Genomic DNA, 21,815 nt, shown 5'->3' on the forward strand with positions numbered 1-21,815 from the left:
GTGCCAATATTTGACCACCTGTGGGGTGGCTGTCAAGGCCGCTGCCTTGATGCTGATGTTTTGAACGGTGAGGTCTCATAGCGGAAAAAATTTTTGTGGAGATACCTACTAGATCTTGACACGGACGCGCACCATTAGTTCGCTTGCAATATTTGTGCAATATAGTATAATAAACTTGCGAGCAACACATATAGTAGTATAACGAGAGAGGTTTTGAGGACGGAACAGGCAGCCGTCGCCCTATTGTTTGGAGATGTGGGAAGGTCACCCCACCAAACCTCTTTCGTCTGGAAGAGCCAGAGTACCTGGCTCTTCTCGTTTTATTGATATTCAATTCGACCTCTTTCTCTTTCTCCTTTTGCGAACCAAAATTTTGCCTTTAATAGGATTCATCACCCTACCTTTTGCGTCCTTTTTAACCTGTTCAGTACACAAAAGGTCTCTTTTGGGTATTTCTGGGTTTAACTTCGTCGTCTCCTAAGTTTTCCGCTTCTTCTTCTCTTGGTGTCTTCGCTGCCTTGCTGCCGACGAAGCCCGCCTTCCTTTTGCGCGGCAGTCTAAACACCACACCTGCCTGTTGGAGCGGCAGGCAAACTGCCGCCGGCAGATCGGGCAGATTTTTCGGGTTCTGCATATCTTGTTTTCAGAATTTTCAATCATACCCCCAAAATTTGCTTAAAACCCCCTTTCTAATGTGACAAATCGAAGCATTAACGAGATATAATTAAATATCAGTATTAATTTGATGTGCATTTTTTAATATAAAGCTAAAATCGCTTGTATTAACTGATAATCGTCAAATTTAAACATCATTTTTTAACGCTTTTTTGGAGTAATACATTTGGTAAAAATCGAAAAATTCGTTCCAGATTTATCAAGGCTTCAGAGGTTGTCTAAAGCGTTACTATGACCCCTGTTTTTGCTCCCCGGGAACGACGTTTTCTTTCTTTCGGATCACCACACTTAACACAATACCGCTGCCGGCTGCTGGCTGGAGAAAACAAATCGCCGCAGACCGCGCATTTTCGCTGATCAGTTTGTTTCTCAAACATCTCTACTACCGCCATCACCTTTTCCTTCGGCCCTACAAACTGCCAGGCGAACATCTGGCCGTCCCGGTAGTATTGCCCCATCACTCTCAGGCCCGCTTTCCTGGCCGCGTCTTTTACCGCCTGGTCGTCGGTGTACAGCGCCCACCTATTGCCGGCAAGCTCCCAGTTTTCGACGGTAATTGTGGTTCCGCCACGGCTTGTTCATCCCCCTTTTCTACGGTGTTATTAAAAACAAACCCCTTTTATCTCATGAAAAAAAGAAAAAGCCGGAGGACTGAGCCTCCAGCTTTTTTCATTAACAAAAGGCATAGGCGGGAATTTCTCCCGGTATGCTTTTGCTGTTCCATTATACCTTTCCTTTTTGCTCCCGACTGATTGCCTCAGCAATCCACGACCGGATCAGGGTTTGGTACGGTATGTCCTTTCTCCTGGCGATCTCTTTGGCTGCCTCTATTTGGGACACCCGCAGCCGCAGGGTAACCCGCTTGGTCATAGACTGTTCCTTGATTTTTGCGGCCAGCTTGGGGTCAAGCTCAACCGTCTCCGGTTCAAACAATCCGCGTTCCATAGCCTCAGCGAAGCTGTAACTGTCAAAAAACCGGGCAGCCTCTTCTTCTGTTGCAAATTCCGGCAATTCGTCATTTTTGAATTCGGGCAGTTTCTTAGACATTAACTCACTCCCCTCTTTGCTTGCGGTAATACCGCCTCTCGGCTGGGGTCATGTCCCGGGCAGTGACGACACGAGCCAAACCATCGGGCTTTCGCAAGTACACCACAAAAAGGTAACGTCCTCCTTCTGTTCGTCCGTACACCGTATGATAGTCACCGCGCCCTCTGCGAAAAATCGGCCCGTTCTTGAAAACATTCTCGGCTTCCCAGGGCATAACCTTATGTCTGGCAATATGCCCGATATTTCGAGCATCCCATTCAAATCTGCTAATTTTCACGCTCAACACCTGCTTTCAATATAACATACGTCACGCCATTGTCAAGACAAATATAAAGAGCGGCTGTAGATCGGCCAGAGTTTCGTTCACAGTACTTATGTACGGTAAAACAGGTATTGAAAAAGGTGGGTATCCCTCGGGTATTATCAATATGGCAAACACACAACACCCACGAAGGAGGGAACCCACCCAATGAAATTATACCAACAACTTAAAGCTTACGGTAATCCCCAAGCTCCTGTTCAAGTCATTATCTCCCTTCTCCAACAACATTCTTCTCATAAGGTTGCTTAAAAGTGGCAGGGCCTCCAAATTCATGGCCGTTATCGGTTTGAAAGAAAACAGATAGTGATTGGCCCCCAACCTGCCGGCGTTCGAATACGAAGCCATGCTGCACGGCAGCCCGGAATTCCAAAACCACGTCTTTTGGCACGACTGGACGGACCGCTTCTGTTCGTTCATCAGCATCCCCAACCTCATACTTGGGCCGGACGGTGCAATGTACGTCACCAAAAACACTGCCACCCGGTTTACTGACGGCTGGAATTTCGCGACCTACTCCGATCGGCAGTGCGGGACATTGAAAAAGCGCCGCCCTGAGCTTGCCTCAATCATCGACGGATACCCGCTCACAGATAGAAACGGAAAAGTAACGGGATGGCACCAGCCGAGCTACGTCAATAATGTCCGGGCGGTCTACCGTATTTACCCCGACGGGCGACAGGAAATGCTCGACGAAGGCACCGTGCCGCTTATCCCGCCTGAAGGCGTTGAACATATCTCATGGTGGTTCACGCCCAACCGCTACATCGCACCGCTGATCAGAGACGGCTACGCCGTCCGCGACGATTATGTGGTGCCGACAGACAATCCCGATGTGGTGCTGGCTACAAGCGGCTGCTGGCTCTGGCAGTATAACGTCAAAACCTTTGAGTACAAGCGCATTCAGCCAGTCCCCGGTAATGAATGGCCGACGGGCAACCGCACGGTGTTTGCGCCAGACGAGCATTTCACCCCGACCAAACCGCGCCTCACCAAAACGCTGGGAGTCTTTTTCGCTGGTACAGGAACCTTCTGGCGGCTGTACAACGGCCAGTACTACCAGGACCTCGGCGGTTTAGGGGCAGGATATGACAGTATTGCTGATTACAGTGTAGATGAAGACAACCGCCTGATCTACGTCTTAACGAAAAACGGCCAACTGCTCAGAGTCGACTTCTCTGACGTGTTGCCCAAGATGGAGATCAAACAGACAGGCGAGGCGATTTCAACTCAGCACCCCCATCCGTTCAGAGTGCGGTACGAACGAAATAACTTTGCCATGTATGGCACAGACGAAAAATACGCCATGCCGTATAATAAAGGCGGCAGCCTCTATGTTCCGGTCGATGCCGTCATGCAGGCGATGAATTTGTGGGCCTTTGTGGCCAAAGACATCCCGCCTGACGCCACCAGCACCCAGATTATCAATACCATTCAAACCAAAATTGACGCCGATATCGTCAGATACCCGGACGGCAAAGTCGTCTATTATGTCCCGATTGACAAGCTGCTTGCCAAAGTCTATGAAATTACCGGACAGAAGTTCACCTGGAGCTACGATGCACCCAGCAACATCCTGTACATCAACTGTGCCCCCGGCGCCATTCCGCTGTTTGATTAAGGAGGGATGAATGATGGAAAAGGCACTGGTCATGTTGGTGATCGCCTTCTTTGCCGTTATCGTCGGTAAAATCTTCAAAAACAATGCACTGGCGGCGGCCGGCAAACAGCTGTTGTTCATGTTCTTCGGGTATCTCTTTCCACTCGCAATGGGCTTCGTCGCGTTTGTGGTCGTGACAGCCTATCTTGACACTTACAGCCGTGCTTTTTCAGAATTGTCCAAGCTTGGTATAGGGCTCCTTGCTATGGTAGTTGTTTCGTTCATCTTCTCTACCTTCATGGCCAAATTGGGAGCCTTCCGCGATTACCACGAAGTCGCCAGAGAAGTGGCAAGAAAAGAGGAAGAGGAGAGAAGAAAGAAAAGAACCATTCGAGGAAAATACTAAAGCCGCGGTGTAAAACCGCGGCTATTTCTTTTCCTCAGGAAGTCTATCAATTAATCCAAGTTTCCAGGCTTCCCTGGCAAAGCGCTTCGCAGCCATAGCGACTCTTCGCATGGCTTTATTAAGACGGGGGTGATAGAATTTACCTTCTTTAGCAGCCCAATTGCAGACTTCAAATCCTGGTTTAAACAAGCCATTTTCCCACTTTGAATGATCCTGATATGCACTCTCCGCATTGGTTGCCCAGGCAAGCCTGGAATTAAGCTCCGAGATCTGTTCGCCTAGCCTCTTTTGGATCTCTTTGAATACAAGATACCGTCGTGACGGCCATATCCAGTGGAATATATTCACTCCCATGCTGGTTGTAATTCGGGCTTTCTTACTATATAGCGCATTTATCCGATCATTAATAGCTTCTTTTATTACCTTGACTGCCTCATAGACACGTTCATTTAGACGCTCCCTAGCCATTTCATAGTCAAGAGTACGCAAAGCATTTGAAATAGAGCGGCCAAACAGAACACCAAAAATTGCCCCCAAAATTCCACCTACCGCTGCTCCAAACGGGCCACCTACCGCCCCGCCTATGGCCATGCCGACTTTACCGCCAACCCATCCGCCGCCACCTACCAGAACGGTACTTTTAAGTATATTCGATGTTGCTTCATAGAAATCAATCCGCCCATCCAGCCATCGTCCGCCTTCCCTGATTGTATTCAAAGCCAACGTAGCTACGGGTACATGTATCGGCAAAGATTGAAGCCCATCAATACCCTCAATTGTGCTGTGAACATGCTCAACAACCTGAGAATGAAACAGATCGTGGTCTACAATGACATGGCTGTTGTCTGCGAAATAATGCCCCATCTCGGCGTTAACAATAACCGGAATATCGGGGAACTTGTCCAAATGTTCCTTAATAATATCAGGATCCATTACGCATTTTACCTGCATCGGATGTCCGTCAACCAATAGATCCCATCCTTCTTGATTTGGAGCATCTGGGAACTCCACCACATGTCCCTCGCTAACCAAATGCGCCCCAACCAACTGCTCTGCCGTGTACCCCTGCAGTCTTGCAAACGAACCGGCCACAGAAGCCGCATCCCCAGACAAAAACTGATCATTAACATAATCTTTAAGCTTGTTGAACGTATCCAAATCCAATTTGCTGGAGAAATCCATTGCTTTCAGCACACGGTCGTCAATCATCGCTAGCGCATGTACAGCATCATAAGTTGTAACCGCTGCCACCGCCCCTGGCTCAATCACCTTAAACCACGGGTCATCAGCAATCTTCTGTTTGATTTCGTCCTCTGTCGCCAGAGGTTGTCTGAGTTCCAAATCAAGCTTTTTATACCTCCATCTGCGAATCAATATAAATCCTACTACGCCAAGAGAAAACCAAAACCAAGACACCTTATCCCCCTCACAAATCAATAACGGCTGCAAAAACACGCAGCCGCCCTGTTTTGCTTCCAGCAACCCGGCTGCCATAGCTATAAGCCTTAGGCCCGTGGCTTTGCGTCCCCGCCTTTCGACAGGTTTGCCCTTATCGGATATATGCTCTTGTCCCAATTTTACCATACATTCCAGCGCAGATAAAGATTCCCAATTAACCAACAATACGGACACACCTGTTCTGCTCGTCCCAGGTTACCGAAGCGCCCAAAGCTTCGGCTGCAAACCTGACTGGCACCAAGGTTCTGCCGTTAACAATTATCGGCTGCTGATCCATAATAATTATACTATCCGTAGTGCTGCCATCTTGATATGATGTACGCTTAAAACATCTAAAATCTCCTGGTATAACGACCGCCGAAAGCACTTTAATCTTTTCCCCTCCGATATACCTTGCTGCCCCTATCGCCTGAAGTTTCTCATCCCAAATCACCTGGCCGTCCATCATTTCTACTACACGTCTTAATGGGACAAGCGTGCGGCCATTTACAATTACCGCCGGCACTTCTGTATTAACTTCAACGCCATTTACATACACCCGTATTATCTTTATATCTGGTATGTCTGAATTAGAAGCCTGTGATTCTTTGGACCGTGATGCCTCGGATTGTGATACTTCAGACTGTGGTGCTTCAGGCAGCGATACTTCAGGTTGAGGTTCCACGGGTTGTGATACTTCAGGTTGTGATACTTCAGGTTGTGATACTTCAGGTTGTGATACTTCAGGTTGTGATACTTCAGGTTGAGGTTTCTCAGGTTGTGGTATTACGGGTTGAGGTATTACGGGTTGAGGTATTACGGGTTGTGGTTCTCCTCTAATAGCCCTAATAAAGTCAAAAACATCTTTCATAGCCGCTTGCCAATCAAAGACATTGTCTTTTGTCCAGTATCCACGCGGTGGCGATAGCGGTGGCGGCGATGTTTCAATTTGCGGCAACATAGGCGGCAATATGGGCTGTCTGGGTATAAATACCGGCGGTGCTGAAGTGTTAATCAACTCAGAGTCCCAAATATGTGCCTCCTGGTTCCTATCGGGAATTATAATCTTTGAGCCCACACCAGCAAAGATACCGGGCGAATAAATGTACACGGTCTTTCCTTCATAAAAAGGCAAAGAAATAACCCCGACCCCGTACTCAATCAAATAGCTTTCCCCGTTCTTTCTCACAATAATAGCCTTGTAGTCCGAATCAAATACCTTCTGCAAATAAACTGCCTCCATCCCCGCTAGGGCGGCCTGCACAGGACATAGCACTGTCAAAAAGACCGCTACCACCATAAGCCATATCTTTCTTCGCAAATCATTCACCTCCTCTCTATTCCAAATTGCCCTAGACTTTATCTTTCACCCGCAAAATTCTACTTCTCCTCAATGAAAAGATAATGCGTAGCGCGGCTAATCGCTGTATAGAGCGCACGAGCATGAAAGGGATTTCTGCGATCATAGAACATTAATTTAGCTACCAAAACAGCGTCAAATTCCAGGCCGCCAGATTCATGCACACTTAATATAAACACCTCTTTATCATCTACCTTGCCAACCTGTTGCTTTAGCCTATTAGCCTCCTCTTGAGATGGGCAGATAATTGCAACTCTTTGAATATCGTTATTTATTCTGACAAAATTGAGAAAACCATCTACACTAGTACGAACAACCTTAGCGTCCGAAGGTAATACGGCGCGCAATTTTTCGGCATATGCAGGGAACCTCTCTTCCAGAACCCACCTGGCCATATTGACAATGGGTTCAGCAGAGCGATAACAATAACTCAAAGAAGTAAAAGATACATTAGAGCCGAGACACTCAACCCTCTGCTGCCAGGACTGGTTTGAGATATTCCCATAAACAGACATAGAAAGTTGCACGATATCTCCGCAAAGGGTTATAGATCCGCCAGGTTTCAAATACATAGACAGCACTTTTAGCCAGACTGGTGACAGATTTTGTGCCTCATCAATAAAGATATATGAATAGTGGCGCTCAACACCATATACTTTAGCATGTAAATACAATAGAGCTCCCAAATCATCTATAGTCCACTTCGGGTGGTTTGCAGAATTATATTTACCACCTCTTTTATAGACATATTTTGAATCATTTATAGCCTGACTCGGATCCGGCAACATCTCAAGCAAATCTTGAGCAATCTTCCTGTATTGTGGAACAATATACCCTTGAAACAGATTCTCGGACTTTAAGTTATCCTTAATGTATGAATATGACAGACGATCTGACACTTTTTTATACATTTCCTTTTTTTCAACAGCAAAGAAATTACCAAATATTCTATCCTTTAAATTAGAATATTTGGGCCATAGTATGTTAAATACCATAGCCTTCAATCTGGAATGTAATTCATTATATATCTCGTCTATCCTGGAGCTGCTCGACAAGACATTGGCAGCCAGTTTTCTAATTGTCGAAGCATCAATTATTCTTTCTTTATCATACTTCAAAACTGGTAACGCATTAATAGCATTAGACAATGATTGTTTCAGTACTTGATCAAGCAAGGCTGTATCACTGTATCTATTAACAATTTCCTTTCCAAAGTCCACACCAGCTGCAAATCGCCAGACATTCACCGAATTAGGTCTTATATTCTGATTATTTTTGCCTACATTTGCATTAAAGAATTCTGTCAACGTCATTTGCGGAACACCATAGATATACATTTCCGGCAAGATGCCGCGAATTTGAGAAAGCAACATTTCACTTGGAGACAACACTAATATATCCTCTGGTTTACAACCAGTAGCGTAAACACAGTACGCAACCCTATGAAGCAGAACAACGGTTTTTCCTGTCCCTGCCGCCCCTTGAATGACAAGGTGATTATCAAACGGTTGCCTAATAACCTCATTTTGTTCGGCCTGTATCGATTGAACAATACCCTTAAACCGCTCTGCGCCAGAACGCCGCAAATGCCGTTCCAAAAACAGATCAATTCTGTTTGCCGACGAAACACCGCCGCCTTGCACATACAGATCTTCCATATTAAGTAATTCATCATGTCTCACATCTAACTTTCGAACTAACTTTAGTTTGCCGCGAATCACTCCTTCAGGAGCCACATATTTATCGTCTCGTGAATAATACAGAGAACCTATTGGAGAACGCCAGTCAATAATGCTAATATCACATACATCGCTCATATTCGGAGCACAGGTAGGTAATGTAGTTATATAGTTCCGCTCGGGGATATCTTTGCCTTCTGCAACAAAGTCAATGCGTCCAAAATACATAGATTCCATTATATCGTTAAGCGCCCTAATTTGAGTTTTTATATCACTTATTCTGGCACGGTTATATTGGTAATCAATAATTCGCTCAATGTCTCCAAAATATCTCTCATTTTCACGTACCGAATCGTCAATCCGCGCTTCCATTTTGCCCACATACTCTCGCACTTGATTATATGTCCGTTTTAAAACCTCAACCTCTTCTTGCTTTTGTTTATCCATTATTGCTCACACCTCGCCCCAATACCCAATTGGATATAAGCAAATAGAACAGAGTACATCAGCTCGGCACTCGTAACTTGCATTGGCTATAGCTATGAAAACTACTTTCTTTGGGCATATCGCATTTCCACCATCCACTGGCAAGAACACTACCGCCATAAGTAGTTTTCTACAGATAAGTTTTCTGATGGTTTTCGCCAACAAGCAAAAAGTGGAGAAAAATCTCTCCTCACTTTTCAACAGGCTTGTCTTTATCTGCCCATATTATGTAATATCTGCCATTATTTATCAACAGGGTGAATCATAATAGGCAATTCCTCCACATCATCTATGTTCACCGGAATCGGAGGAAGCTATTTTATCACCAATCTCCTCTGCGCCTGATCATCTTTGGGTCTTACCCAGTAATGGTACCAGTGCGCCTGACGGGTGGTACGGCCGCGGGCCGGCGTGCGTCCGAGCAGAGTTTTCTCCGGTTTTGCTGCTACCCCTTGCACCTCGGTATGCTTCCGCATAGCCGCGCCGACCCGAACGCCACCGCCCCAGACCCGGACATCGTCTGCGGCGGTGTCTTTCTTCTTTTGCATTTTTATCCATAGCACCAGTCCTGCCAGAAAGTAAGTTCTTTCCCGCGGTCACACCTCATGTCTTCGATGATCTTCCAGGCTTTGGGGAAAGTCTGGCTGTATTTGCATACGAGCTCCATTGGAAACATCGGCGGTTACTCCTTTTCTGGTTTATGAAATCACAGCCAGCATGCCTTGCGCGGCTCATAGCTGGCGTTGACCGCTTCTTCCGTCTCACGCTGAAAAAGGATTTCTTTAATCCTGCACATAGAAGTCCTTCTTTCTAACATATCTCCTCCACAGGTATTTTCACTACGCTCCGGTGCAAATAAATTCCCCTCAATTAATTCCTTCGCCATAAATTCCCAATATCCTTCACGGAGCGCCTAAAGGCGATTAAAAGCGCATATATCCCCCAAAAGGTTGGGCGCAGGAGCAAAAACCTGCACACCCGCAAAGAGGCGCCTAAAGGGGCAAAAATTGAGAGTACTCACCGGAGGGGCCACCACCCTATTTGCAACAAATCCGGCCCGTTTTGAACCCACCCGGGTTTAGCGGGCGTCCAACCCATGACGTTAAACTGGGCGGTAATACACCGGGGCAGTTCCGGTGGGCTTAGCAAGCCGACACTGCTACGCCGAGCCGCGCCGTCTGTAGTAGAGCTAACAGGGTGAATACATGAGCCCTGTGGTGCTAGGAAGCTGCAGGCGGTCACCCGATGAGGGGAGCGCTTCCGTTGCCATGTGACCAGGCATGGGATGGGAGGTAGTAGCGACGACGGCGCGAGATGAGGGAGCTGAGATGCTGAGGTAAGGGAAGGAGGTGTTAAGCATGCTTGAGAAGGTGAAGGCTTTCTTTCGCGGGCTGCTGGCCCGCGTGCGTGCCTTCTTTGCCGGGCTGCAGGCCTCGGAGCCTGCCAAAACGGTCGTTAAGACTGCCGCTGTGGCGGCTGGCGTGGTGGCGGGTGTTGTCGTCTTCCGCCTGGCTGCGCCCGTCATCCTGCTGCTAGGGTACAGTGCTGCTGTCCTGGTACTTGCCCTGGTACTGGGTGCGGCCATGGCATTCTGCCTCTTCGGTGGCGGCTACGCCGCCCTGAAGCTGGTAGAGCGCCTGTAGAGTGTTCCCGGTTCTGAGGGGTCTCCGGGTTACCAAAAGCCCCTCTCCAGTATTCCACAGTGGAGGAGGTGATAGTGATGGCCGAGATCCTGGTGTATCTGACGCCAGAACAGGCAAAGGTCCTGGCTGAGCTGCTGCGCGAAGTGGAGCTTGCCAGGGCCTTTGCGCACCTCACCGGCATACCGGTGGAGCGCCTGCTTGATGAGTAGTATACTATTGTCTTACGTCCCGGGCAAGACGTTAAACCGCCCGTCTTTCATGCATATGCCCGATGAAGCTGACCCGTGCCATCCCGGCTACAGAGGGACAAACGGGAGGTGATGGGTAGCGGCTGTGGCTATAGTTGAGAAGATCTTTGCCGTTGGACGTGTGTTATAATATTGACAGGAGGTGTTTTAGCATGACTCATGAGGCTCTTGTGGAACAGTTGTTAAAGCTCCCGTCTGCTGAGATAAAGCAGGTCTTGGATATGCTGGCCAAGCAGCTTGAGGCCAGAAACGACCTTGAGTTGGCCCGGGAAGTCATTGAACGGTACCGGCCGGCTCTGGAGGAATTGGCTAAATGAAATGGATATCACCCGATGTCGTAGCGTGTATTCATGAGGAAGTAATTGCGGCAACAGGCAGAAGTCCAGGCATTCGCGATCGGGGGCTGCTCTGTAGTGCTGTTTTCAACCCGCTGGCCACTTTTGGTGGAGAAGATCTTTATCCAGACCTTCTTGCCAAAGTGGCCGCTCTTTTGTATGGCCTGGCCAGGGGACACCCTTTTGTCGACGGGAACAAACGCACAGCCTTTGTGGTGACGGTTGTGGTGTTGAGGAAAAATGGACTGGATTTTGTTGCTTCCAACGATGCTGTGGTTACGTTTAACCCCCCGTAGAGCCTGGAGCATGTTTTCTCGCTCCAGCATCTTCTCCAACAGTCCGATTCCTTCGCTCGGGGTTGTTCCTTCGGTTCGCGCCGACTCAAAACTCGGCCCTTGACCTGTGGCCCCCTGTGTATTCACCACTTCCTGCCCCAGGAAGGCTTCTTGCGAAGTATTCTGCTGTCTACGCTTTGAGTTCGAGCTTGCCAAATTCCATCCCTCACTTAACGTTCGGGCCTTCGCTTCCGTTAGCTACCAGAAGTTTACTATGCCCTCTGCTGACTTCTGTCACCCCAGCCACGCCTTCCGACGCGGGTGGGGAATTAAAAAAAACAACCCCGATTTTGTACCGAAAATTCGTACCGAAATTCGTACCGAACCTGATCGGAGTGTGCGGAGAACTGTTGATTTTACTGGGGTCTTAGGGAGCCTGTTCTGCTTCTTCCTGATTGTTCCAAATCCCTGAACCCCTTGATTTTCCTGGGTTTAAATTTAATTAAATGGTGGACGTGACGGGACTCGAACCCGTGACCTTCTGAATGCGAACCAGACGCTCTCCCAGCTGAGCTACACGCCCATGTATGTCCAAGTAATATAATAAGCTTGACCGCCCATTTCTGTCAAGCTCGGATTACAACCACTTTTGGTAATCTACAACAAGACAGCCCGGTTATATGCCAGGCTGTTTGAATGCTCTATCATAACCTGATGAACATTTGATAATATTTAGTGATCATTTAGCTGCTTGTTTTTGAAGAAAACTGGCGGCCGCTTTTGCTGAGGTAATCTCAGCCTGGGTTATGGGGTTATCCGATATCAGAATGATCGCTCCAATTGGCTGATTGTCATGGTAGACGGTAGAAATTACATAGTGTGAACCAGGGATTTCCGTGTCGGCCAAAATTTCCTGCCCATTAATTGCTCCGCTTCCAGTTCCCTCTCCTTCCATCACTTGTTTAACCAGGGTACCGATTGTTTTACCGACGTATTTTCTTTTGGATATCCCAGCTACAGCAATAACACTGTCAGAATTAGCGATCAGGGCCACGCAGTTTAACCCCTGGTGCAGACTTTCGGCATATTCTTCAGCGTGGTTTTCAAAGTTTGATTCAGCCATGTTGTACTTCCGAAAAATAACTTCACCTTCACGGTCAGTGAAGATCTCGAGAGGGTCTCCTTCGTGAATCCTAAGGGTACGGCGAATTTCTTTGGGTATCACAATTCGGCCTAGATCGTCAATACGCCTTACGACTCCTGTTGGTTTCATTTTTTTCCCTCCTGAAGAATTACTTTTGTATCCATTTGTATCTATTAGTATGCTTCAGAAAGGAAGTTTCATGCTTTTTCAAAAATAATTTTCCACTGGACAGGGCTGATTTCTCGTTTTTCCAATGTTTTTGGGATTAGTCTTCACCTTCTCCCTTAATGACCGCTAGCGGTTCGAGGCGTGCGACTTTTTTGGTTAAACTGATCTCGGCAAGGGTATCCACCACGTGATCAATGTTCTTGTAAGCTGCCGGGGCTTCGTCAAGCAGTTCTTGATATTGGCGAACATTGAGCAGTATTTCTCCCATGCTGCGCGCAAAATCCTCGCAGCTGATTTCCTTTCTTGCTGCGGTCCGGGACAATATGCGACCGGCTCCGTGATTGACTGAATTAAAGGTTTCAGCGGTGAGTGGGGTACCGACCAGGACATATGAAGATGTCCCCATACTGCCTGGCACAATGGCCGGGTGACCGGTGGCCAGATAGCGTCGAGGATTCTGCTGATGGCCGGCCGGCAGAGCCCGGGTGGCGCCTTTACGGTGGATTAAAAGCCGCTGGCCATGGTGTTCTTCAAACTTGGCGATATTATGGGCGACATCGTATACAATTTGTAACCCCAGGGACTCAGCCGAATCTGCAAAAACATGAGCAAAGGCTTCCCGAATGTCGTGGGTGATTAGTTGTCGATTGGCAAAAGCAAAGTTCACGGCGCAGGCCATTGCCTTCAGGTATGTTTGCCCTTCGGGGGAATTTATCGGTACACTGGCCAGTCCCCGGTTAGGCAGGTTAATCCCGTAGCGGGCGGCCGCATTTAACATTTTTTTACTGTAGTCTGTACAGATCTGGTGACCAAATCCCCGGCTGCCGGTATGGATCAGGACGGTCAGAGCACCTTTTTTCAAACCGAAATTGGCGGCCAGTTCCGGATCGAAAATTTGTGCGACCTGACCGATCTCAATGAAGTGATTGCCCCCACCGATCGTGGCCAATTGATTGGCCCGACTGATGGCCTCCAGGCTGACCGCCTTGAGGTCCGCCCCTGGCATTTCACCAGCCTCTTCAATGCAATCCTGATCTGTCGGCCAACCGTAGCCGAGCTGGAGCAAAGGCTTGACCCCCTGGTGTAGAATGGCTTCTATTTCCGTTTTTCCCAGTTCCCTGTGCCGAGACCTTTTCCCGATCCCAGTGGGGATTCGTTCTTCAATTGCTTCCATCAAGGCGCGCAGTGTTTTTTTGTTTATTGCTGTACATGGAATATCAGTTCGAATCAACCTAACGCCACAGTTGATGTCCATACCGACAGCGCCTGCGGAAACAATCCCGCTTTCTGCATGAGTGGCCATCACTCCACCAATGGGTAGTCCGAAACCAGTATGAATATCCGGCATCCCGATTACCCGCTGGACTACTCCTGGCAGGGTAGCAGCAGCACATAACTGCTGCAAGGCCTCCGATTCGCTGAATTGTTCATAAAGAACATCATTCAGGTAGACCACAGCATCAACATGCATTTCAGGCGTACGCGACAGCAAATATCGGTTATGTCCAACCTTCATTAGTTGTGGCATCATTCCACCCCCGGTGATTTACTCTCCCAGAATTCTTATTTCTGGAACAAGTTGAACCTTAAATCGTTCCGCGACCGCGGATTGAATATGCTGGATCAAGGTGAGGACGTCATCAGCCGTCGCCTGGCCAAGATTAACAATAAAGCCAGCGTGTAGTTCCGAAACCTGGGCATCTCCGACCCGATAGCCCTTTAAACCCAGTGACTCAATCATTGGGCCGACGAAGTAACCTTTTGGTTTTTTGAAAACACTGCCGGCGCTGGGCAAAGATATGGGTTGTTTAGCCTCGCGGCGTCTGGTATATTCAGCCATCTTTGCCTTAATTTCTTTTACATTGCCAGGATGCAGCGCCAGCCGGGCAGAGAGCACAACCCAGTTGCTATCCAAGAGAACGCTTTTCCGGTAACCGTATTGCAGCTCGGCTTTCGTCAGAGTTATCAGCTGCCTACCATCAGGACTGATTACTTTGACTGAGACTACCACGTCACTCATTTCCCCGTCGTAGGCACCAGCATTCATGACCACAGCACCGCCCAGGGAACCGGGGATCCCAACCGCAAACTCCAGGCCCGACAGACCACGGCTAGCAGCCAGATGGGATAAATCCGTCAGAGCCACACCAGCACCGGCCTCCACCTGACTATCTGTGAACTCGACTTGACTAAAGTGTTGACCAATCACGATCACAGCCCCGCGAATCCCCCGGTCCCGGACCAACAAATTGGTCCCTTTGCCAATGATGTAATAAGGGATCTGCCGGTCGGCGCAAAACGCCAGGACTCTGGACAATTCTTCCACAGATTGTGGGGTGATCAGCGCGTCGGCCGGCCCGCCGATTTTAAAGGAGGTATGTAAACACATTGGTTCATCAAATTTGACGCGGTCAGGTGGAATAAGCATTACCAGCTTTTGAAGTTCCTCGCGAGCACTGGGCATGGTGGTCATCCTTTCAGTGAATTTCTTGTTCGAATAAATTATACCCTTTCTTATTATGTTTAGTCGCTAGCAACGAGGTTAGTACTGGAATTAAAGGATGATCTGTATATCATTAATTTGGAAAATTCATAAATAAATAAAAAAATACTAGCTAGTCCTAAATTTATGCTATAATATTAGGCAGAAAACAACTGACTTTATTGTACCACTTTAATTTATGTTTCACAACGAAGGTAGGTTTTGCGGTTTATAGAACTTAACAGTAGTGCAAAACTACTGTTTTTTTTCACAACTTAAATACCAATTATCCTACGAAAGAGGGTGGAGCCAGTTATATGAATCGTCAAGCGTTATCTCAGGAACTGATCAAATTACTTGGTGCAGAAAAAGTTATCGCTGATGAACTCGACTTGATGTATTATTCCTACGACAGCTCTTTTCTAGCCAAGCAGCACCGGTTTATTCCAGATATTGTCGTTACACCAAGGTCCACGGAAGACGTTGTCAAGGTCATGAAGTATGCCTATGAGCATGGTATTCCTGTTACTCCCCGTGGTGCCGGCACTGGTGAGACCTGTGGCGCAGTAGCAATTAATGGCGGGATTGTTCTGGATATGTCCACGTGGGATGTCATCGACGAGGTCGATGTCCCGAATATGCAGGTCTTTGTCAGACCCGGTGTGGTCCACGCCAACTTGAATGAGCATCTGGCTCAATACGGCCTCTTCTTCCCCCCGGATCCTGGCAGTACCCGGATGTGCACCATTGGCGGGATGGTTGCTAATAACGCAAGTGGGCTCCGTGCAGTCAAGTACGGCTGCACCGAGCAGTATGTCCTGGGGCTGGAAGTGGTCTTGCCTAACGGAGAGGTCATCATCACCGGCGGAATGAAGTCGCGGGCAGTGAAAAGCGTATCCGGGATGAATCTAACCAAACTTTTTGTCGGTTCAGAAGGCGTCCTCGGGGTGATCACGCGGATTCGCCTGCGGGTTTGGCCCAAGCCTAAAGCCCGGGGAATCGTCATGGCAGTTTTCCCAGTACTGGAAGATGCACCGAAGGCTGTGCTCGAGGTTTATCAAGCTGGTATTTTGCCTTCCGGCATTGAAATTCTTGACGATTCAGCAATCAAGGCGATCAACATGTATCGGCCAGACATCAACCTGCCGGCGGCCGAAGCCATTCTACTCTTTGAAGTAGACGGTAATCCAGCCAGTGTGGATTGGGAAGGACAAACCATCAAAGAAATTGTTAACCGCCGCGCTTCCCAGGTCGAGTGGGCAACCGATCCGAAACGAATGGCCGATCTCTGGGAGGGCCGCAGTGTGGTTGCTTCTGCCGCGGCCAGGGTGCGGCCCGATGGCAGCCGCGTTTTTGCTGGCGAAGATATTAGTGTCCCTCTTTCCCGGGTAACTGAAGTCCTGCGGGGTATTCGTGGTCTGGGCGAACAGTTTGGCATCAAGGTTGTCAACTATGGTCATATCGGTGACGGTAATGTACACACCGCGCCGGTCATTGACCCGGAAATACCGGCGGAGGTCGAACAGGCCAATAAACTGGTTGATGCCATTCACCGTCTGGCAATTGAGCTGGGTGGTAGTACGACTGGTGAACACGGAGTCGGCGCTGTTCGGGCTCAGTATGCGGTGGCCGAACACGGGGACGCCGTCAAGGTGATGCAGGCCATTAAAAACGCTATTGACCCGAAAGGAATTATGAACCCGGGCAAATTGTTCCGGCTGGAGGGGGAAAATTAAGTGCTAAACCAGGTACCGGTGGTTAGGGAACAAATTAAAAAATGTGTCCGCTGCGGCCAGTGCCGGTCTGTTTGCCCCATCTTTGCTGAGTTCAAGACAGAAAACATGTCGCCGCGCGGTCAGGTTTTTTTAGTGCAGATGCTGCGGGATGGCGAGATCCAACCTTCCGATAAGGTGGCGGCCAAGTTGAGCGACTGTTTGCTGTGCGAGACTTGCTCCAGCAGTTGTCCTTCTGGTATCCAGGTCCACGAGATGATCCAGGCAGCGCGGACATATGTGGCGAGTCAGCGTCCTTCGTTTACCCGTAAGCTCATCTTTGATACAGTTTGGTCAAGTCCGGTCTTGCTTCGCCGAACTGTGGGCTTGATCAGATTATCCCAGCGTCTTGGTTTGCAGACTATTGCTCGGACGTTTGGATTAACTAAACTACTTCCCGGCGATTTAAGTAAAGCAGAAGGGATATTGAGCAGCATTCCTCGACGTGGTGCGCGCCAACAGTTGCCCGCTTTAACGATTCCCGCCCGGGGAACACGGAAATACCGGGTCGCCTACTTCCTGGGCTGTGCGACCGACCTGCTTCACCCCGAAGTGGCCCTGGCCACGGTGGAGGTTTTAACCTGCAACGGCTGCGAGGTGGTGATTCCCAGCAGTTTGAAGTGTTGCGGTATGCCACAGGTAGCCAATGGTGAGGGAACAGTCGCACAGGAATTGGCCAGACACAACAATTGCGTCCTGGCCAATGCTTCGGTAGATGCGGTGGTAAGTGACTGTGCCTCCTGCACTTCGGCACTGAAGAGCCCCCGTTACCAAGAGGTTGAATGCGGCGGCCAGGCGGAAATTTACAAAAAAGTGTATGACCTAAACGTATTCCTGGTTGATTGTCTAAAGCTTGATTCTGTGCCAGGTAGTATACCTAAGACAGTGGTGACCTACCATGATCCCTGCCACTTGGTGAAAGCCCAAAAGGTCAAAACTCAACCACGAAAATTGCTGCGAATGATTCCAGGAGTTGAATTAAAAGAAATTCCTGAGCGGTGCTGCGGTGGTTCGGGCACATTTGCGCTGACCCACTATGACCTGTCCATGAAGATTCTGAACCATAAAGTGGAGGCAATTGCGAAAACAAATGCGGACCTGGTGGCCACCGCCTGCCCCAGCTGTATCATTCAGCTGGAATATGGGCTACGGCAGAATGGTTTGGGCATGAAGGTCCTCCACCCGGTCCAGCTTCTCAGTCAGGCCTACCAGAGCCTGGATAAATAGCCAAGTTTATGTTTGAAAAAGCCATTCCTCATTAAGGGGTGGCTTTAATTTATCGTATAAATCGAAATGAAGAAGAACATCCAAGTCAGAAAAAGGCCAGTGGCCCAGAGGAGATAGCTACCAGCAGGCATGTTCTGATAAATTTTTCGACTGCTGCCTAAATTGATCAAAAAGGCTACGACCGCGATAACGGCCAGAAGGACCAGGTCACGGGGGGGATTGGTCGACCTCCAGGGAAAGAAAATAACCAGGTAGCCGAGATACCCAAGGAGCGAGACCAGGTTCAGGCCAAGCAGGGCCAAATAAATAAGGTCTTCAAAGGGTAGTTTCTGTTCCACCGCTTCTTTAATGTCGTCTAAATTTATTTCATAGACATACTGCTTCGCTTTATCACCAACGGTGGCAAGAAACCGGTCTATTTCCTGGGGGGTGATTCCGAAGATGCCATCACTGGTCTTGAGAACCACCAGGTTGGTGTCAAACCGCGTTCCGCACAGGGTCAACACACCAAGGCCAGAAATTGAAAAGGCCCCGACGCAGTATCCTGACCAGTTAGCGCCAAAGATCGGCCAGATTTTTGGGGCACCAGTGACCCTTTGGATTTCTTTGATCGCCGTCCACGGGATCCGTTTGGTATAGAACATCCATTTAATGGCCAGGCATTGTGGGGTAACTTGGTACCGAATGGTGTAAAAACCCAGAACGATAACTAGACCAAAGATAATGAAGAGCACTAGGGGAATAAGGAAAACAATCCACATTAACTGACTGGCACCAGCCAGAGCGTAGAAAAGGGCTTTAGTTAAACTAAAAGCTATCACCAGGAAGGTCAGTAGACCGATTAACCCTCCCCTGGAGGCAGTCGGGCGGAATAGTTCCATACGCAGATTCACCTGAGGAAAAATTCTCAGGTGACCCCTCCCTTCTTCCAAACTTTTATATAGAATATATTCCCTTTTCCACCGCATATTTCCTTCTGCGGCAAAAATTTTATTAATCGCCAAAACTAATGCCAATCGCCCGGGCAGTGGACACCAGCTCGCCGTCCGGTGGAACGCGCTTCAAATTACTAACAGCCTCGGCTAAGGGGACGGCGGTGATCTGTGGGCTGCGGAGGGCAACCATCTTCCCGAATTGACCCTCCATAATCAGTTTGACCGCAGCGACACCGTACCGGGTGCCCAGGATGCGGTCAAACGGGGTGGGGCTGCCGCCCCGCTGCAGGTGACCAAGAACAGTGACCCGGGTCTCCATCCCCGTTAGGGCTTCGATCTCATTGCCTACCTTGTTGGCGATCCCACCTAAACGGATGGGATCGGCACTATCGGGGATTACCTTCTGCACCACCATATCTCCGCCCGCGTACCTGGCTCCCTCGGCCACGACCACGATGCTGAACTTCTTGCCATCTTGACAACGGTTGGTGATTTTCTCACAGACCTTATTCAGGCTAAACGGGATCTCCGGAATTAGAATGACGTCAGCCCCGCCCGCCAGGCCTGCTTCCAGAGCGATCCAGCCTGCATAGCGGCCCATCACCTCCAGCACCATAACCCGGTGATGGGATTCGGCAGTGGTGTGCAGTTTATCCAATGCTTCGGTAGCCGTCACCAGGGCCGAATCAAAACCAAAGGTGACATCGGTAGCGGATAAGTCATTGTCAATCGTTTTAGGTATACCGACGACAGGTAAGCCTTTGTCGAACAGTTCTTTAGCGATGGTGAGACTGCCGTCTCCACCAATTACCACCAGGGCTTGCGCCCCATTCCGGTAAATATTCTCAATCACCTGATCGGAAACATCGACGGTAATGCGCTGGCCGTCCTGGATAACCGGATAGGCAAAGGGGTTATCTCGGTTGGTAGTACCCAGAATGGTTCCACCCCGAGGCAAGATGCCGGATATATCGCTTAGGCCCAGCGGTCGGATCCGGTTGTAGATAGCGCCATTGAACCCGTCCAGAAAGCCGACCACTTCTAGGCCGTACTCATTGATCGCGGTTTTAACTACAGCGCGGATAACTGCGTTTAATCCTGGGCAATCTCCGCCGCCGGTAAGGACAGCAATTTTCTTGATCCCTTTTGGATTCATCAGTAGAGACCTCCTCTGCTATTTAGATTCTACGGCCGCTCGCCGAGGATAACTTCCACCGAGACATCTTGTTTGTCCCGCCAGATACTGATGACTGTTTTCTGCCCGGCGTGGAGCTTTCGCAACCGGTCATTGAGGTCCTCCCAGTTACTAGTTTTTTCGTTATTGATCCCCCTGATCACATCGGCAGGTTTCAGACCAGCTTTGGCGGCTGGGCTGCCGGGGACAACTCGCGAGATGACCACCCCCTCGAGATCGGGCAGACCGGCATAGCGCGCAAATTCAGGCGTGACTGGTTCCAGTTCGACGCCAAGCCAGGGTCGGATGATTCGTCCCTTGTTCACCAGGTCTTCGAGAACATCCTTCGCGGTGTTAATGGGAATGGCGAAACCAATTCCCTGGGCCTGCGCGTTCACCGCAGTATTAATGCCAATTACCTCCCCCTTCAGGTTCAACAGCGGACCGCCGCTGTTGCCCGGGTTAATCGCCGCATCAGTCTGGATCAAATTGCGGTAGGAACGATCTTGTATGGTTACCGGACGGCCGGTTGCGCTAATGACACCGGCGGTAACGGTGTGGTCAAGACCATAGGGGTTACCGATCGCGATCACCCAATCACCAACCCGGATCGAGTTTGAGTCGCCCAGCACCAGGGTGGGCAAGTCCCGGTCAGCGGAAACCTTCAGTACTGCCAGATCCAACTCGTGATCAGCCCCAACCACTTTCGCCGGGTAGGTATCTTTGCCGATGGTGACTACCACTTTACTGGCCTGGGCAATAACGTGTTCGTTGGTGATGATGTATCCATCTTTGCTGAAAATGAAACCCGTGCCAATCCCATGTTGTTTCTGGGACGGACGCACGCGAAAAGCATCCCCAAAAAATTCACGGAAGAACGGGTCGTTAAAGAATGGATCAAAGCCGCGGGGACTTGGTGATTCAATTTCAGTATCGATATTCACCACCGCTAGACCAATCTGTTGAACGGTATCGGCAATGGTTGTAGGACCGATGAGCAGATTACCTGATTTAGCTACCGGGATAGCTTCGGTCGTGGTTTTTGTCAACCGGGATAGAGCGGTCAGGCTGAATGGAGCTGTTGCCTTACCATTTATGACAGAACCCAACCAGAAAGCAACTAGCGCAACCACGAAATAACTGATTATCTTACGCCAGCGAGTGTTCATCCCTTCCCTCCTTCCCAAAAATATAAAATAATTGTACCCATACTTTTAGTATATTTTAACATCACTCCGTGGCAATGTCTATTTCAGAGCAAGGAAAGAATATCCAGGGCCGAGTAAAATTTCAGTAGGCACCAGAAGGGGATCAGCCCCCTGAAAAAGAAATGAGACCTCGCCCAAAAAAACACCCAAAGTCAAACTAAAGGAGTGTGAGGTCTCATGTTAAATATTCGCCAA

22 protein-coding genes, 1 tRNA gene and 1 riboswitch are annotated in these 21,815 nt (G+C 49.0%); of the genes, 8 read left to right on the top strand and 15 right to left on the bottom strand.

The genetic code is table 11. The features are described 5' to 3' along the window. Window positions 1-424: 424 nt before the first annotated feature. The 4 genes from HPY81_10040 to HPY81_10055 form a co-directional block, all read right to left on the bottom strand. Complete coding sequence (locus HPY81_10040) at window positions 425-634, bottom strand: hypothetical protein (GenBank protein ID NPV27755.1); 210 nt, start codon at window positions 632-634, stop codon at window positions 425-427. Window positions 635-893: 259 nt separating this feature from the next. After that, on the bottom strand, window positions 894-1,133 hold the full coding sequence (locus tag HPY81_10045) for a hypothetical protein (protein NPV27756.1): 240 nt from the start codon (window positions 1,131-1,133) through the stop codon (window positions 894-896). A 265-nt stretch (window positions 1,134-1,398) separates the two neighbouring features. Further along, a complete protein-coding gene (locus tag HPY81_10050) occupies window positions 1,399-1,722 on the bottom strand; it encodes a hypothetical protein (protein ID NPV27757.1) in 324 nt (107 codons plus the stop codon). A 4-nt stretch (window positions 1,723-1,726) separates the two neighbouring features. After that, entirely contained in the window at window positions 1,727-2,005 is a 279-nt protein-coding gene (locus tag HPY81_10055) for a BrnT family toxin (GenBank protein ID NPV27758.1), read from the bottom strand. Between the two features lie 346 nt (window positions 2,006-2,351). Between HPY81_10055 and HPY81_10060 the strand changes: the two genes are divergently transcribed. Both HPY81_10060 and HPY81_10065 read left to right on the top strand, forming a co-directional pair. Then, window positions 2,352-3,662 (top strand): hypothetical protein, encoded by a 1,311-nt coding sequence (locus tag HPY81_10060; GenBank protein NPV27759.1) that lies wholly within the window; start codon window positions 2,352-2,354, stop codon window positions 3,660-3,662. A gap of 13 nt (window positions 3,663-3,675) precedes the next feature. After that, a complete protein-coding gene (locus tag HPY81_10065; protein ID NPV27760.1) occupies window positions 3,676-4,047 on the top strand; it encodes a hypothetical protein in 372 nt (123 codons plus the stop codon). A gap of 21 nt (window positions 4,048-4,068) precedes the next feature. Here HPY81_10065 and HPY81_10070 read toward each other — a convergent pair whose 3' ends face one another. The 4 genes from HPY81_10070 to HPY81_10085 form a co-directional block, all read right to left on the bottom strand. Next, window positions 4,069-5,541, bottom strand: coding sequence for a hypothetical protein (locus HPY81_10070; protein ID NPV27761.1), 1,473 nt, complete (start codon window positions 5,539-5,541; stop codon window positions 4,069-4,071). Further along, window positions 5,522-5,605, bottom strand: a riboswitch (cyclic di-GMP riboswitch). (Overlaps the previous gene by 20 nt.) 54 nt (window positions 5,606-5,659) lie before the next feature. Further along, complete coding sequence (locus HPY81_10075) at window positions 5,660-6,805, bottom strand: hypothetical protein (protein ID NPV27762.1); 1,146 nt, start codon at window positions 6,803-6,805, stop codon at window positions 5,660-5,662. 59 nt (window positions 6,806-6,864) lie between these two features. Beyond that, on the bottom strand, window positions 6,865-8,970 hold the full coding sequence (locus HPY81_10080; protein ID NPV27763.1) for an AAA family ATPase: 2,106 nt from the start codon (window positions 8,968-8,970) through the stop codon (window positions 6,865-6,867). 353 nt (window positions 8,971-9,323) lie between these two features. Further along, complete coding sequence (locus HPY81_10085; protein ID NPV27764.1) at window positions 9,324-9,557, bottom strand: hypothetical protein; 234 nt, start codon at window positions 9,555-9,557, stop codon at window positions 9,324-9,326. 810 nt (window positions 9,558-10,367) lie between these two features. On the opposite strand from HPY81_10085, the gene HPY81_10090 reads away from it, so the two are divergent. The 4 genes from HPY81_10090 (at window position 10,368) to HPY81_10105 (ending at window position 11,531) form a co-directional block, all read left to right on the top strand. Beyond that, window positions 10,368-10,652 carry a hypothetical protein gene (locus HPY81_10090; protein NPV27765.1) on the top strand — a complete coding sequence of 95 codons (285 nt, stop codon included), beginning with the start codon at window positions 10,368-10,370 and terminating at the stop codon, window positions 10,650-10,652. 59 nt (window positions 10,653-10,711) lie between these two features. Continuing rightward, window positions 10,712-10,861, top strand: coding sequence for a hypothetical protein (locus HPY81_10095; protein NPV27766.1), 150 nt, complete (start codon window positions 10,712-10,714; stop codon window positions 10,859-10,861). 191 nt (window positions 10,862-11,052) lie between these two features. Then, window positions 11,053-11,217, top strand: coding sequence for a hypothetical protein (locus tag HPY81_10100; protein ID NPV27767.1), 165 nt, complete (start codon window positions 11,053-11,055; stop codon window positions 11,215-11,217). Further along, complete coding sequence (locus HPY81_10105) at window positions 11,214-11,531, top strand: type II toxin-antitoxin system death-on-curing family toxin (GenBank protein NPV27768.1); 318 nt, start codon at window positions 11,214-11,216, stop codon at window positions 11,529-11,531. The genes HPY81_10100 and HPY81_10105 overlap by 4 nt, the downstream gene beginning before the upstream one ends. A 486-nt stretch (window positions 11,532-12,017) precedes the next feature. Here HPY81_10105 and HPY81_10110 read toward each other — a convergent pair. From HPY81_10110 to murB, 4 genes are all read right to left on the bottom strand, one after another. After that, window positions 12,018-12,093, bottom strand: a tRNA-Ala gene (locus HPY81_10110). Window positions 12,094-12,249: 156 nt separating this feature from the next. Beyond that, window positions 12,250-12,783, bottom strand: coding sequence for an AbrB/MazE/SpoVT family DNA-binding domain-containing protein (locus HPY81_10115; GenBank protein NPV27769.1), 534 nt, complete (start codon window positions 12,781-12,783; stop codon window positions 12,250-12,252). Window positions 12,784-12,919: 136 nt separating this feature from the next. Continuing rightward, on the bottom strand, window positions 12,920-14,293 hold the full coding sequence (locus HPY81_10120; GenBank protein ID NPV27770.1) for an RtcB family protein: 1,374 nt from the start codon (window positions 14,291-14,293) through the stop codon (window positions 12,920-12,922). A 75-nt stretch (window positions 14,294-14,368) separates the two neighbouring features. After that, window positions 14,369-15,250: a UDP-N-acetylmuramate dehydrogenase gene (gene murB, locus HPY81_10125; protein NPV27771.1), complete on the bottom strand. Its 882-nt coding sequence runs from the start codon at window positions 15,248-15,250 to the stop codon at window positions 14,369-14,371. A gap of 371 nt (window positions 15,251-15,621) precedes the next feature. Between murB and HPY81_10130 the strand changes: the two genes are divergently transcribed. After that, window positions 15,622-17,040 carry an FAD-binding oxidoreductase gene (locus HPY81_10130; protein ID NPV27772.1) on the top strand — a complete coding sequence of 473 codons (1,419 nt, stop codon included), beginning with the start codon at window positions 15,622-15,624 and terminating at the stop codon, window positions 17,038-17,040. Next, complete coding sequence (locus tag HPY81_10135; protein ID NPV27773.1) at window positions 17,041-18,303, top strand: (Fe-S)-binding protein; 1,263 nt, start codon at window positions 17,041-17,043, stop codon at window positions 18,301-18,303. A 44-nt stretch (window positions 18,304-18,347) separates the two neighbouring features. Here HPY81_10135 and HPY81_10140 read toward each other — a convergent pair whose 3' ends face one another. The 3 genes from HPY81_10140 to HPY81_10150 form a co-directional block, all read right to left on the bottom strand. Then, window positions 18,348-19,184 carry a hypothetical protein gene (locus tag HPY81_10140; GenBank protein ID NPV27774.1) on the bottom strand — a complete coding sequence of 279 codons (837 nt, stop codon included), beginning with the start codon at window positions 19,182-19,184 and terminating at the stop codon, window positions 18,348-18,350. 112 nt (window positions 19,185-19,296) lie between these two features. Next, entirely contained in the window at window positions 19,297-20,394 is a 1,098-nt protein-coding gene (locus HPY81_10145) for a 6-phosphofructokinase (protein ID NPV27775.1), read from the bottom strand. Between the two features lie 29 nt (window positions 20,395-20,423). Continuing rightward, the gene (locus tag HPY81_10150) at window positions 20,424-21,581 is read right to left on the bottom strand and encodes a trypsin-like serine protease (GenBank protein ID NPV27776.1); all 1,158 of its coding nucleotides are present in this window, start codon (window positions 21,579-21,581) and stop codon (window positions 20,424-20,426) included. Between the last annotated feature and the right edge of the window lie 234 nt (window positions 21,582-21,815).

It is taken from the genome of Bacillota bacterium (assembly GCA_013178045.1).
Taxonomy (GTDB): Bacteria; Bacillota; Ch66; order Ch66; family Ch66; genus Ch66.